The sequence below is a fragment of the Arthrobacter sp. NPDC058127 genome (genome assembly GCF_042884555.1).
Taxonomy (GTDB): Bacteria; Actinomycetota; Actinomycetes; order Actinomycetales; family Micrococcaceae; genus Arthrobacter.
This window is the reverse complement of record NZ_JBHVTT010000003.1, coordinates 263,908-276,239: the sequence shown is the minus strand read 5'-3', so window position 1 is coordinate 276,239 and position 12,332 is coordinate 263,908. Positions and strand designations below refer to the sequence as shown.

Here is a 12,332-nt window from a genome sequence, read left to right as displayed (position 1 = left end):
AGCCTGAGGAGGCCCGAGATGATCAATGCAACGATGGTCGTGGCGACAATTCCGGTCACGGATCTGGATCGGGCGAAGGAATTCTACGGCGGCGTCCTGGGGCTGACCTTCCTCTGGGAAACTCCGATAGGCGTGCGGTACCGCTGCGGCCCCGTCAGTGAGATCTCAGTCTTCAAGCGTCCGCCTACTACCACCGAGCACACCCTGGCCCACTTCGAAGTCGACGACATCGAGGCGGTCGTCCAAGACCTGGCCGCCAAGGGCGTAGAGTTCCTCGACTACACAGAGGGTCCCCTTGCCACAACAGGGCACATCGCTCAGCTCGGCCCCGCCCGTGGCGCATGGTTCCGTGATCCCGACGGGAACACCCTCGGCATTCGCCAGGGCTAGATCGATCGCTTCGAAAGAAGGCCTGCAACCTGCTGCCGGCCCGAATCCCCATGCCCGGCGCGGAGAATCCCGGCAGAATCAATAGGAGTTCCTAGCATTCCGTCCTTCGCTCCATGGTAAATACTAGGAGTTCCTAGTATTCTCGATTCCAAGCGTCAGCCATTTGCATCGAGGGAGCTGTTGAATGAAGATCGTCGTGCTCGTCAAACAAGTGCCGGATACGGCCGAGGAACGGAAGCTCGACCTGGCAACGGGCCGGCTCGACCGTGAGGCTGCCGACTCCGTGGTCGATGAAATCAACGAGCGCGCCCTCGAAGCCGCGCTGCGCATCAAGGATGCCAACAAAGGCACCGAGGTTGTGGCAATGACCATGGGTCCTGACGACGCCACGCAGTCCTTGCGCAAGGCCCTCTCCATGGGAGCCGATTCAGGGGTTCACATTGTGGATGATTCCCTGGCCGGCGCCGACACCGGTCGAACGGCCGCAACGCTGGCGGCTGCACTGAGGTCTACTGGGTTCGACGTGGTGATGGCCGGCAACGAATCGACGGATGGCCGCGCCGGCGTCGTGCCCGCCATGGTTGCCGAACATCTCCAACTGCCACTGTTGGGTTCATTGATCTCCGCGGAAATCGCCGACGACGGCGTGAGCGGCGTTCGCCAGGGTGAGGGTGGAACCCTCAATGTCCGTGCCGGACTGCCCGCCATCATCACTGTGACCGAGCGTTTCCCGGAGGCCCGGTTTCCCAACTTCAAGGGCATCCTGACGGCCAAGCGCAAACCCGTCACCACGTTGTCCGCCGCCGAGCTTGGCGTCCCGACGGGCGCCAGCCACACCGTAGTGGTCTCCACCGTTGAGCGGCCGCCGCGCGCGGCCGGACGAAAACTCATAGATGACGGGACCGCGGCCGACGAGCTGGCCGAGTTCCTCGTCGCGAATCGCCTGGTCTGAGGGAGGAAAAGAAATGTCAAACGTCTTGGCGCTCATTGAAGTTTCCCACCGCGGCGAGATTGCCGCTTCCGCCCGAGGGCTGCTGGCTGCCGCAGCCACGCTGGGCTCTCCGGTCGCCGTCGTCGTGTCGCCTGCACCCCTGGCGGACGACGACGTCGCGCGCCTGGGTGAGCTGGGCGCGGCAAGGATCTACTCGGCGGTGACAGCTGTCGCCGGCACTGTTTTGGTGGCACCCGCAGTGGACGCCCTGAGCGGGGCCGTCGACGCCTATGGGCCGGCTGCCGTCCTGACCGCGAACTCGGTGGACGGCCGCGAAGCTGCTGCAAGGCTTGCCGTGCGGGTCGGCGGAAGCGTGCTCGCCGACGTCGTGCAGGTTCGTGGCGACAACGGAACGGTTGTTGCCCAGCATTCGGTATTTGGCGGGGCCTACACGGTCGAGTCCGTGGTGGAAGGCGGGCTGCCCATCCTGACCATCCGGCAGGGGGCGATCGAAGGCGAGGCTCCCGCAGTCACAGCAGGAGTGGACATTGTGTCCCTCGAAGTCAGGACAGAAGGTGCCGCAGTCATTGACCGGTTCAACGACGACGTCGCCGTCTCCGTCCGGCCTGAGCTACGGAGTGCCGCCACGGTGGTTTCGGGCGGGCGGGGTTTGGGCTCGTCCGAGAACTTTGTCCTGGTTGAACAGCTCGCCGACACGCTGGGGGCGGCGATCGGTGCGTCACGCGCCGCCGTCGACGCCGGGTACGTTTCCCAGACGGCCCAGGTAGGCCAGACCGGTGTGAGCGTGTCCCCGCAGCTGTACATCGCATTGGGAATTTCCGGAGCCATCCAGCACCGCGCGGGCATGCAGACCGCGAAGACCATTGTGGCCATTAACAAAGACGAGGACGCGCCCATTTTCGAGGTGGCCGACTTCGGAATCGTGGGCGATATTTTCACGGTGGTTCCGAAACTCATCGAGGCCGTCAAAGCCCGTTCCAACTGACGGCGTAACAGGCTTTGGCCGCTTCGGTCCAAAGCCTGTTAGCTTGATGCGTCCCTGATTGCAAAGTTCTTCCGAGAGGTGTCCGAGAAGATGTCCACCCCCGCCAAAAAGTCGACAGCAGCCAAGAGCAAATGGTCCCAACCCCTCTGGGTGGTTCCAGGCGTGCTGCTTGCACTTTTGCTCATCGTCTTGTTGGCCAAATGGTTGACGGGCCTGTCGGGTGTGCAGTCGTTCTTGCACGACTTCCCGGGCGCATCCAGCCTCCCGGAGAGTGCCCCTGTAGGTTTCCCGGCATGGCTCGGGTGGCAGCATTTCCTCAATGTCTTCTTCATGGTGCTTATCGTCCGATCCGGTTGGCAGGTCCGCACAGCCAAGAGGCCGCCAGCCCAATGGACCCGCAACAACAAAGGATTCATCCGGACCAAGAATGCGCCGACCAAGATCAGCCTGGACCTGTGGTTCCACCTGACCCTGGATGCCCTGTGGGTGCTGAACGGCATCGTCTTCATCATCGTGATCTTTGCCACCGGTCAATGGATGCGGATCATCCCCACCAGCTGGGATGTCTTCCCGAACGCCATTTCCGCTGCCCTCCAGTACGCTTCCCTGAACTGGCCAACTGAGGACGGATGGGTGAACTACAACGCCCTGCAGTTGCTGACGTACTTCGTCACGGTATTCATCGCCGCCCCGCTTGCCATCATCACTGGCCTGCGCACGTCTTCGGCGTGGCCGAAGAAAGCCGGCACGGTGAACAAGATCTATCCCATCGAACTGGCCCGGGCAGTACATTTCCCAGTGATGGTGTACTTCGTGCTCTTCACCATCGTGCACGTCACCTTGGTCCTCGCCACAGGGGCGCTGCGCAACCTGAACCACATGTACGGCAGCAGCGACGATATCAACTGGGTTGGTTTCGGCATTTTCGCCGTATCCCTCTTGGTGATTGTGGGCGCGTGGTTCCTCGCGAGGCCGCTGTTCCTTCGCCCCGTCGCTTCGCTGATGGGCAAAGTCAGCAAATAAACCGCTACCAATAGCCGGACAACCCGGGAAAAGGAGTGCCAATGTTTGAGCTCACAGAGGACCAGCAAGCGGTGGTGGAGATGGTTCGCGACTTCGCCACAACGGCCATTGCGCCGCACGCCGCAGAATGGGACGAGACCAAGCATTTCCCTGTGGATGTCCTGCGTGAAGCGGGGACACTTGGCATGGGAGGCATCTATGTCCGGGAAGAATTCGGCGGCTCGGGGCTATCCCGCACGGATGCGGCGCTGATCTTCGAGGAGCTGTCCAAGGCAGACCCCACCATCGCGGCCTACATCTCGATCCACAACATGGTGGTCTGGATGATCGACGCTTTCGGCAACGATGAGCAGCGGGCCCAATGGGTGCCGCAGCTCGCGTCCATGGAAGCGCTGGGCAGCTATTGCCTCACGGAGCCGGGAGCCGGCTCGGACGCCGCCGCGCTGAGCACCAAGGCAGTGCTCGACGGCGACAGTTACGTTCTTAACGGCACCAAACAGTTCATATCGGGCGCCGGAGTTTCCAGTGTCTATGTGGTCATGGCACGGACCGCGGACACGGGCAGCCAAGGCATCACCGCAATAGTTGTGCCTGCGGACGCGGCAGGCCTGTCCTTCGGCCCGAATGAAAAGAAAATGGGATGGAATGCCCAGCCCACCCGGCAGGTCATCTTCGAGAACGTACGGGTCCCTGTGACGAACCGACTTGGCGAGGAAGGCAGCGGATTCGGCATCGCCATGAAGGGCCTCAACGGAGGCCGGGTCAACATGGGCGCTTGTTCGCTGGGAGGTGGCCAGGCGGCCCTCGAGAAGTCCATCGCCTACCTCAAGTCACGCTCGGCTTTTGGTGGCCCGCTTATCAACCAGCAGTCCCTGCTGTTTGACATCGCCGACATGGATACGGAACTCGAAACCGCCAGGACCTTGGTCCTCCGGGCCGCGGACGCCTTGGATCGTGGAGCCCCGGACACCGTGAGATTGTGCGCAATGGCGAAGCGCGTAGCTACAGACGCCGGTTTCAACGTGGCAAACAAGGCCATCCAGCTGCATGGCGGCTACGGCTACTTGTCGGAATACGGCCTCGAGAAGATTGCCAGGGACCTGCGAGTCCACCAGATCCTGGAAGGCAGCAACGAAATCATGCGGCTCATTGTTGGACGGCTCGCCGTAGGAGCTTAAAGCACGAATGGCCGGGCCTCACGTGTGAAGTGAAGGCCCGGCCATTCGTTTGGCGGGACTAGAGCTTGTCGAAGTCGGCTTCGTCCACTGTGTCATCTTCCTGCGCAGTGGCGCCGGCGCCGATAGCAGCCTTCGATCCGCCGGACTTCAAGGCCGCAAGGCGGGCCTCGATTTCCGTCTGCTCTCCGAGGTCCTCAAGCTGGTTGAACTGTGCGTCCAGGCTGGAGGCTGCCAGCTCCTGCTGCCCGAGGACCTTGGCCTCTTCGCGGCGGATCTTCTCTTCGAAGCGGCCCACCTCGCTGGTGGGGTCCATGATGTCGATGCTCTTGAGGGCGTCGTGCACCTGGGTCTGGGCAGCAACCGTCTTGGAGCGGGCAACCAGCTCGTTGCGCTTGCTCGTGAGCTCGTTGAGCTTGCCCTTCATCTGGTCAAGGCCGCTCTTGAGCTTGTCCACGACCTCCGACTGGGACGCGATGTTGGGCTCCGCTGCCTTGGCCTCGTTCTCGGCCGACATCTGGCGCTGGATGGCTACCTTGGCAAGGTTGTCGAACTTCACGGCGTCGGCCGCGTTGCCGGCTGCACGGTACTCGTCCGCCTTGCGGGAGGCTGCGAGGGCCTTGTTGCCCCAGTCCTGGGCGTTCTTGATGTCCTCGTTGTAGTCAGCCTGCAGCATGCGGAGGTTGCCGATGGTCTGCGCCACGGCGGACTCGGCCTCGGCGATGTTGTTCGAGTAGTCGCGGACCATCTGGTCCAGCATCTTCTGCGGGTCCTCAGCCTGGTCGAGCAAGGCATTGATGTTCGCCTTGGCGAGCTGTGCGATCCGCCCGAAAATGGACTGCTTAACCATGGTGTTGCCTTTCGTCCTGCTCAGTGGTGCCCACTGAATCCAGTGATCAGTTCTTGTACCGCTCTACGTGGGGAACAGGCCCCCACCTAGTCTTTGGGAGCTAGAAACTACCGGAGTCGCCGCCGCCGAAGTCGCCTCCACCCCCACCTCCGCCGTCGCCGCCGAAGAAGCCTCCGCCCCCACCGCCGTCGCCGCCGAAGAAACCTCCGCCTCCGCCGTCGTTGTTTCCGCCGCCCCAGCCGCCTCCGCCGCCATGGAGGATGGAGTTGATGAGGATGCCGCCGAGGATCGCTCCGCCGAGGCCGCCACCACTGCCTCCACCACCGAACATGCCGCCGCGGCCGTAGCCTTGGTTGGCGAAGCCGCCGAACTGATCGACGTCGGACTGGGCCAGTTGCGCGGCTTGTGCAGCGAGGGACTGGGCCTGCTGGGCGTACGTCAGTGCGGTGACTGGGTCATTGCGGGAAATGGACAGGGCGTAGTCGAGATTCCGTTGCGCTTCGGCCAAACGGGTACGGGCCTCGGGCCCAACGCCGCCGCGTCGCGCCGCGATGTAGTCCGAGGTAGCGCTGATCTGGGACTGGGCAGCCATGATGGTCTGCTGGAGCGCGGCTTGCGCGCGCCTTGCCTGTTCCTGGTGGTCACGGATTCCCGTGAGGGACTGGTCCAAGGCTTGGTGTGCCTTCTCCACCCGGTCCAGGGTGGCAATGGGATCGATCTTTCCGCCCTGGATTTCAGCCTTGACCTGCGCCAGTGCGGCTTCGACGCCGGCTACGGGGCCAGCCAGCTCCGGGTGTTCGCCGGACTGGATCATCGCCTTGGCCTGGGCCAGGTCTTGGCTAGTCTCCACCACGGCGCCCTCCAGCGAATTCCGGGCTTCGGCGAGGTTGCCCGCCACCTTGGAGATCGCGTCGATCAGCACGTTGGTCTGGTGCAGACCTTCTTCTGCGGCGCGGACGGCCACAGCGGCGAGGCTCCTCTCACCTGCGGCGAGCTTTTCCTGCGCCGTCGTTGTTGCGTTTTGAACGAAGGCAAGCCGGTCCTTGGCCTGGGTGATGTTGTCGCTCACGTGGCCAAGTGCGCTGTCTGCGTACTTCTCGCGCAGGCCGTTGAGCGATTGCTCCGCGCTGCTGATCTTTGCCTCGGCTTCGTTGGCGCCGGCGGCAACAGTGGCCAAAGCCTGCGGCGCGTTCTTCTCGAGCTCGCGCAGGGAGTCGAAATCTGCTTTCTGCTCCCGGAGCGACTCAAGGGCCGCGTCCGAGCGCCGGATGATTTCGCCAAGCCAACTGCGCTGCTGCTCTTCGGTGTCCGGGATGTGGTCATCGAGCTGTTGCTGCAGCTTGAAGGACTCGGTCATGTGGTTCTTTGCTTCCAGCAAGGCCTTGGTGAAGTTCCCGACGGCGGCATCGCCGTATTGCGCCTGGGCGAAGCCGAGTTCCTGCTCGCTGGACTTGATGGTGTCGTCCGCTTCGATGAGCAGGGAGCCGGCTTTGCGCCGCAAGTCCGGGATGCTCAAGGATGCGAGAGGATCGAGCTGTTCCCCTTGCGGGCCATAGCTGACGCTGGATGCCTGGCTCTTCTTGCGTCGGTTGCGGAAGTACAGGTACGTGCCCACACCGCCGGCCGCGACAACGCCGGCGCCGATCAAAACGACTGCACCCGAGTTGCCGCTCGGAACCGTGCCGCTGCCTCCGCTGGCGGCGTCGCCGACGGCGGCCGCGGTGTCGATGGCCGCCTGGGCAAAGTCACGCTTGCCTGCGCCCAGGTTGGCCGCGATGGCATTGGACGAAATGGTTGACCGCTTGGAATAGATCGCACTGGCCGAATTGGGTGCGAAATAGTACTGACCGGCCGTGGAGATGGCCAGAATGACGTCAGCCTTGCCCATACCCTTCTTGTTGGCCACTGCCGTGGCCCAGGCTGCGGGCGATGAGGGGTTGTCGAAGGAATCCACCGTGACCACATACAAGTTGTATTTGTGGTCCTTCAGGAGCTTCTGGATTGCATCCTGGACCTCGCCCTTGCGGTTGCCCAGGACGTTCGCGTTGTCCACGATGTTCTGGCCGGACGGAATGGTCACCGGGTCTGCGGCCCAGGCTGCGGTGGCCGGGAAGACCAGCAATCCGGCCAGGCCGATGACGGCGAGTACACGTTTCAACATTGACCGCATGTGCAACCCTTCAGCACGTCTGCGACTGGTCCGGGCCGGAGCAATCGAAACAGAATGCATCAGCGCCCCCACGCATGGTTGTCAAGCGGCAGGTCGCTGTGGCAATTCCACTTGATACTATGGTGCACCTTTTGGAGCGTCCACAGCGGTAAATATGCCGCCAGCGAAACGGGGAGAGATCTGCCCTTCTCCAGCGTTGAGGGGCTAGTTGGCGCCATTCGACGGCACAGCGCCAATCCGATGACGGCGTTCAGCAAGCTCCCAGCGAACGTCGACTCTTGATCCAGCAAGAGCGACGATAGTTAAGGGGACGAGGAAGAAAGGAAGTCCCATGACGGAGAACCCAGCACAGGGCGCCGAGCCTGAGAACAATGGCCCCGAGAACCATGGTCCTGAGGGCACCGGCAAGGCGGAGGCGGACAAGCAAGCCAATTCCCAGCCTACGGCCCCGCTGCCGGCATACCAGCCGGGTCAGGATTTCACGGCGAAGCCCGAATACACTGCGCCGACCCCGGTAGCCCCCGCCCCCTGGGCCCAGGGCCCGGCCGAAAACGCTACCGAGCAGATCCATGCCCAGCACGGCGCGCCCCAACACGGCGCGGGACAGCAGCACCCTTACCCGCAGCACCAGCCTTTCTACGGGGGACCGAACCCGGCGCAGCACTATCCCACGCAGCAGTTCCCGGCTCACCCGGGCGGCCCGGCGGCCAGCCCGAAGCGCAAGCCGGTCTTCGGCGTCGGGACCTTGGTGGCCTGCATCCTGGCAGCCGGTCTCGTGGGCGGAGGCGTGGTGGCCGCCAGCGATCAATTGCTCAGCAACCGGGCTCCGGCGGCGGCCAGCAGCGGCCAGACGGGAACCGTGATTGTCAACAACACGGACAATGTCAACGCGATCACCGCAGCCGCGGCCAAGGCTACGCCGAGCGTCGTGACCATCATGGCCTCAAGCGGAAGCCAGGGCGGCACCGGTTCGGGCATCATCCTCGACGACCAGGGCCACATCCTGACCAACACCCACGTGGTGACCCTTGACGGTGCCAGCGCAAACGCTGCGATTGAAGTGCGGCTGAGCGATGGACGCGTCCTGAAGGCGACGGTAGTGGGTACGGACCCGCTGTCGGATCTCGCCATTATCAAGGTGGACAACGCTTCCGGCCTCGTGCCGGCTACCCTGGGTGATTCCAGCAAGATCAACGTCGGGGACAATGCGATCGCGATCGGCGCTCCGCTTGGCCTGCCCGGCACGGTCACCGACGGTATCGTGTCCACTCTCAACCGCACCATCAGCGTGGCGTCCTCGGCTGTTCCCAACGGCGGCTCGGACAATTCGCAAAACGGCGGCCAGGGCGGATTCCAATTCGCCCCTCCAGGCGGTGGCCAGAGCCAGAGCAGTGCGGGCCAGGGCACCGTTTCGCTCAACGTGATCCAGACCGACGCGCCGATCAACCCGGGCAACTCCGGTGGAGCGCTCGTCAACACCAAGGGCGAGATCATCGGCGTCAACGTGGCAATCGCTTCTGCCGGCAGCAGCAGTTCCTCGTCTTCGTCCAGCGGCAACATTGGTGTGGGCTTCAGCATCCCGATCAACAACGCGAAGCGTATTGCGCAGGAACTCATCAAGAACGGCAAGGCCACCCACGGGCAGTTCGGCGTCAGTGTTCAGCCTAAGTCGGCAACAGGCAGCAGCTCCGGGTTCTCGGTCGGCGCCCAGGTCGCGGCTGTTACCAAGGGCTCTGCAGCTGAGAAGGCCGGGCTCAAGGTGGGCGACGTCGTGACCAAGTTCGCCGGTATAGACATCACCGATCCAGAACAGCTCACTGCGGCTGTCCGGGAGCAGCCGGCAGGCGCAACGGTCAAGGTGACCGTTCAGCGTAGCGGCCAGTCGCAGGAGCTCGACGTGACCTTGGACGCTGCTCCGTAACAGCTGCGCTGTAATAGCCATGCAGTAGCGGCGGATTCCAGCCGAGCAAGCAGTTAGCAGTCGACGACGGCGGGCGGCACCAAGGGTGCGGCCCGCCGCCGTCGTATGTCCTTGCTGCTGTATGCGCAGGCGATCCACGCAACAGGAGTTAACGCGGCGCCGTTGTCCGACATGTCCCGCAATATGCTTAGCTAGGACGAGCCCGTACGCCGGGCACTCTTGGCCATGCGCCTAGTTGCTGGCCATCCCCGAGTATGGAAGGCTGCCTCGAACACAGTGGGAGATACATTGAAGATTGTTGTTCTGGTCAAGCACGTCCCGGACGCGCAGTTCGACCGACACCTCACCGGCCCAGGCAACACCACGGACCGCGACGAGAGCATCCTGTCCGAACTGGACGAGTATGCGCTTGAAGCAGCGCTGCAGCTCAGCGAGGCCCGCGGCGGTGCGAAGGCCGGCAACGAGGTCATCGCCTTGAGCATGGGTCCCGCCGGTGCCGTGAACGCCGTCAAGAAGTCCTTGCAGATCGGTGCCTCCTCGGGAGCGCATTTGAGCGACGACGCCTTGGCCGGTTCCGACGCCGCCGCGACCTCGCTGGCTCTCGCCGCGGCAATCCGGTACCTCGGCGCCGATTCGCCAGTGGACCTCGTCCTGACGGGAATGGCCTCGACCGACGGCGAAACGTCCTTGGTTCCGGCGCAACTCGCCGAGCGGCTCGGACTTCCGCAAGTCACTTTTGCTTCCTCCCTGGAGGTCAATGGCGAACACGTCGTCGCGCGCCGTGACGGTGACGCCCACGCGGACACCGTGGAAGCAACCTTGCCCGCGCTGGTATCCGTGACGGACCAGATCAACGAACCGCGTTACCCCAACTTCAAGGGCATCCTTGCAGCGAAGAAGAAGAAAATCACGGCACTTACACTGGCCGACATCGGCGTCGATGCCGCGCAGGTGGGCGCCGCGGGTTCGCTGACTGCTGTCGAGACCGCGGAGGCGCGGCCGCCGCGCACTGCCGGTACCATCATCACCGACGAAGGCGACGCCGGCATCAAGCTGGTTGAGTTCCTGGCCGCCCAGAAGCTGCTCTAAGAGGATCCCGCACATGGCAAAAGCACTTGTATTCATTGACAACCCGGGCGCGGCGCTCAAGAAGAGCAGCCTGGAACTCCTGACGATCGCCAATTCCCTCGGGCAAGCGGTGGTCGCCGTCAACGGCGAACTGCACGACGACGTCGCAGCCGCCTTGGGGGCGCACGGAGCCACGGTTCTCTACCGTCCGTCCGCCACGGACCTGGACGACTATCTGGTTGGCCCGAAAGCCGCGTATCTTGCCGCGGTAGTTGCGGCCTCCGGGGCCGAGACCGTCCTGCTCGAGAACACAGCCGACGGCAAGGAAATCGCGGCCCGTCTTGGCGTGAAGCTCAACGCCGGCGTCATCACCGATGTCGTGGGCGTCGACGCTGACGGCACGGCCCACAAATCGGTCCTTGCAGGTTCGTACACGACCACGGCCAAGGCGCGCACCGCCGTCGCCGTGCTCACGGTCAAGCCGAACAGTGTCGACGTCGAGGCCCCGGCCGCGGCGGGGACCCCTGAGGCCGTCACTATCGACGTCCCGGCCGATGCCACCGCGAATGCCGCACGGGTCACCGGGCGTGCGGAGAAGCCGGCCAGCGGGCGTCCTGAGCTCACGGAAGCCCGGATCGTGGTTGCCGGTGGACGCGGCGTCGACGGCGACTTCGGTCCCTTGGAAGAACTTGCCGACGCGCTGGGCGGTGCGCTCGGGGCTTCCCGTGCCGCCACGGACGCAGGCTGGATCGGCCATGACTACCAGGTTGGCCAGACGGGCAAGACCGTATCCCCGCAGCTCTACATCTCGGCGGGCATCTCCGGAGCGATCCAGCAGAAGGCCGGGATGCAGACCTCCAAGGTCATCGTCGCGATCAACAAGGATGCGGAATCGCCGATCTTCGAAATCGCGGACTTCGGCATCATCGGCGACCTCTTCAATGTTGTTCCGCAGGCCACCGAAGAGATCAAAAAGCGGAAAGGCTGATCCCTTTGTCTTCTGACGCTACGTCAGCAAAGAGCCCGTTCAACGCCTCCACGGAGCGCGTTGAACGGGTGCTTTGTTTTACCGCCCACCCGGACGACATCGACTTTGGCGCGGCCGGCACCATCGCTGCCTGGACCGCTGCCGGCGTCGAGGTCAGCTACTGCGTCATGACCGACGGCGACGCCGGAGGCTTCGATCCGGCCCACCGCGAAGAGATCGTCGCCATGCGCGCAGAGGAGCAGCGGCAGGCTGCTGCCCTCGTCGGCGTGACCGATGTGCACTACCTCCATGAGCGCGATGGCTACCTTGAACCGACGCATGAGGTCATCAAGCAAGTGGTGAAGCTCATCCGCGAAATACGCCCCGACGTCGTCCTGGCCATGCACCCGGAACGCAATTGGGACAGGATCCAGAAGAGTCATCCCGACCACCTCGCAGTGGGGGAGATCGTGACCCGGGCGGTGTACCCCGCGCTTGAGAACCCCTTCGCTTACCCGGAACTGGCGGAAGGTGGTCTCGAGGCCTTCAAACTGCCATGGCTGTGGCTCTTCGCCGGTCCAGAAGCCCGTGAGAACTATTTCGTGGATGTCACTGACCACATAGACGCGAAACTGGCCGCGATCCGGATCCACGCGAGCCAGCACCCCGATCTGGAAGGCATGGAACGGGCCGTCCGGGGCATGCTCCGGCACAATGGCTCGCGCGCCGGCATGCCCGACGGGCGCAGCGCCGAGGCTTTCCATGTGGTGGAAGTCAACGGATCCCAAACCATCGCCGGTTTCTGAAATTGCTGATGTGTTACCTGTGTCA

At 63.6% G+C, this 12,332-nt stretch carries 11 protein-coding genes; 9 read left to right on the top strand and 2 right to left on the bottom strand.

Annotated elements, in window-relative coordinates; translation table 11 throughout:
* The first annotated feature begins 18 nt into the window (after nucleotides 1-18).
* The 5 genes from ACFVTG_RS07420 to ACFVTG_RS07400 all read left to right on the top strand — a co-directional run bounded on the left by ACFVTG_RS07420 (nucleotide 19) and on the right by ACFVTG_RS07400 (nucleotide 4,528).
* Nucleotides 19-390 carry a VOC family protein gene (locus ACFVTG_RS07420; RefSeq protein WP_284754776.1) on the top strand — a complete coding sequence of 124 codons (372 nt, stop codon included), beginning with the start codon at nucleotides 19-21 and terminating at the stop codon, nucleotides 388-390.
* 184 nt (nucleotides 391-574) lie between these two features.
* The gene (locus ACFVTG_RS07415) at nucleotides 575-1,342 is read left to right on the top strand and encodes an electron transfer flavoprotein subunit beta/FixA family protein (RefSeq protein WP_390279260.1); all 768 of its coding nucleotides are present in this window, start codon (nucleotides 575-577) and stop codon (nucleotides 1,340-1,342) included.
* A 13-nt stretch (nucleotides 1,343-1,355) separates the two neighbouring features.
* The gene (locus tag ACFVTG_RS07410) at nucleotides 1,356-2,327 is read left to right on the top strand and encodes an electron transfer flavoprotein subunit alpha/FixB family protein (protein WP_390279258.1); all 972 of its coding nucleotides are present in this window, start codon (nucleotides 1,356-1,358) and stop codon (nucleotides 2,325-2,327) included.
* A gap of 90 nt (nucleotides 2,328-2,417) precedes the next feature.
* Nucleotides 2,418-3,350 carry a cytochrome b/b6 domain-containing protein gene (locus ACFVTG_RS07405; RefSeq protein ID WP_284754773.1) on the top strand — a complete coding sequence of 311 codons (933 nt, stop codon included), beginning with the start codon at nucleotides 2,418-2,420 and terminating at the stop codon, nucleotides 3,348-3,350.
* Between the two features lie 41 nt (nucleotides 3,351-3,391).
* Nucleotides 3,392-4,528, top strand: coding sequence for an acyl-CoA dehydrogenase family protein (locus tag ACFVTG_RS07400; protein WP_284754772.1), 1,137 nt, complete (start codon nucleotides 3,392-3,394; stop codon nucleotides 4,526-4,528).
* A gap of 58 nt (nucleotides 4,529-4,586) precedes the next feature.
* Here the strand turns inward: ACFVTG_RS07400 and ACFVTG_RS07395 are convergent, their stop codons facing one another.
* Both ACFVTG_RS07395 and ACFVTG_RS07390 read right to left on the bottom strand, forming a co-directional pair.
* Nucleotides 4,587-5,375 (bottom strand): PspA/IM30 family protein, encoded by a 789-nt coding sequence (locus ACFVTG_RS07395; RefSeq protein WP_284754771.1) that lies wholly within the window; start codon nucleotides 5,373-5,375, stop codon nucleotides 4,587-4,589.
* Between the two features lie 100 nt (nucleotides 5,376-5,475).
* On the bottom strand, nucleotides 5,476-7,545 hold the full coding sequence (locus ACFVTG_RS07390) for a TPM domain-containing protein (protein WP_390279255.1): 2,070 nt from the start codon (nucleotides 7,543-7,545) through the stop codon (nucleotides 5,476-5,478).
* A 331-nt stretch (nucleotides 7,546-7,876) separates the two neighbouring features.
* Here ACFVTG_RS07390 and ACFVTG_RS07385 point away from each other — a divergent pair, with 331 nt between their 5' ends.
* The 4 genes from ACFVTG_RS07385 to ACFVTG_RS07370 all read left to right on the top strand — a co-directional run bounded on the left by ACFVTG_RS07385 (nucleotide 7,877) and on the right by ACFVTG_RS07370 (nucleotide 12,307).
* Complete coding sequence (locus ACFVTG_RS07385; RefSeq protein ID WP_390279253.1) at nucleotides 7,877-9,466, top strand: trypsin-like peptidase domain-containing protein; 1,590 nt, start codon at nucleotides 7,877-7,879, stop codon at nucleotides 9,464-9,466.
* A gap of 288 nt (nucleotides 9,467-9,754) precedes the next feature.
* Nucleotides 9,755-10,555, top strand: a complete 801-nt coding sequence (locus ACFVTG_RS07380; protein ID WP_269992800.1) for an electron transfer flavoprotein subunit beta/FixA family protein — start codon at nucleotides 9,755-9,757, stop codon at nucleotides 10,553-10,555.
* A 13-nt stretch (nucleotides 10,556-10,568) separates the two neighbouring features.
* Nucleotides 10,569-11,522: an electron transfer flavoprotein subunit alpha/FixB family protein gene (locus tag ACFVTG_RS07375; protein ID WP_390279250.1), complete on the top strand. Its 954-nt coding sequence runs from the start codon at nucleotides 10,569-10,571 to the stop codon at nucleotides 11,520-11,522.
* A gap of 5 nt (nucleotides 11,523-11,527) precedes the next feature.
* Nucleotides 11,528-12,307, top strand: coding sequence for a PIG-L deacetylase family protein (locus tag ACFVTG_RS07370; RefSeq protein ID WP_284754767.1), 780 nt, complete (start codon nucleotides 11,528-11,530; stop codon nucleotides 12,305-12,307).
* Nucleotides 12,308-12,332 lie beyond the last annotated feature (25 nt).

Coding starts and splice junctions, on each gene's coding strand:
- ACFVTG_RS07420 (WP_284754776.1), top strand. CDS start 19: ATGATCAATGCAACGATGGTCGTGGCGACAATTCCGGTCACGGATCTG.
- ACFVTG_RS07415 (WP_390279260.1), top strand. CDS start 575: ATGAAGATCGTCGTGCTCGTCAAACAAGTGCCGGATACGGCCGAGGAA.
- ACFVTG_RS07410 (WP_390279258.1), top strand. CDS start 1,356: ATGTCAAACGTCTTGGCGCTCATTGAAGTTTCCCACCGCGGCGAGATT.
- ACFVTG_RS07405 (WP_284754773.1), top strand. CDS start 2,418: ATGTCCACCCCCGCCAAAAAGTCGACAGCAGCCAAGAGCAAATGGTCC.
- ACFVTG_RS07400 (WP_284754772.1), top strand. CDS start 3,392: ATGTTTGAGCTCACAGAGGACCAGCAAGCGGTGGTGGAGATGGTTCGC.
- ACFVTG_RS07395 (WP_284754771.1), bottom strand. CDS start 5,375: ATGGTTAAGCAGTCCATTTTCGGGCGGATCGCACAGCTCGCCAAGGCG.
- ACFVTG_RS07390 (WP_390279255.1), bottom strand. CDS start 7,545: ATGCGGTCAATGTTGAAACGTGTACTCGCCGTCATCGGCCTGGCCGGA.
- ACFVTG_RS07385 (WP_390279253.1), top strand. CDS start 7,877: ATGACGGAGAACCCAGCACAGGGCGCCGAGCCTGAGAACAATGGCCCC.
- ACFVTG_RS07375 (WP_390279250.1), top strand. CDS start 10,569: ATGGCAAAAGCACTTGTATTCATTGACAACCCGGGCGCGGCGCTCAAG.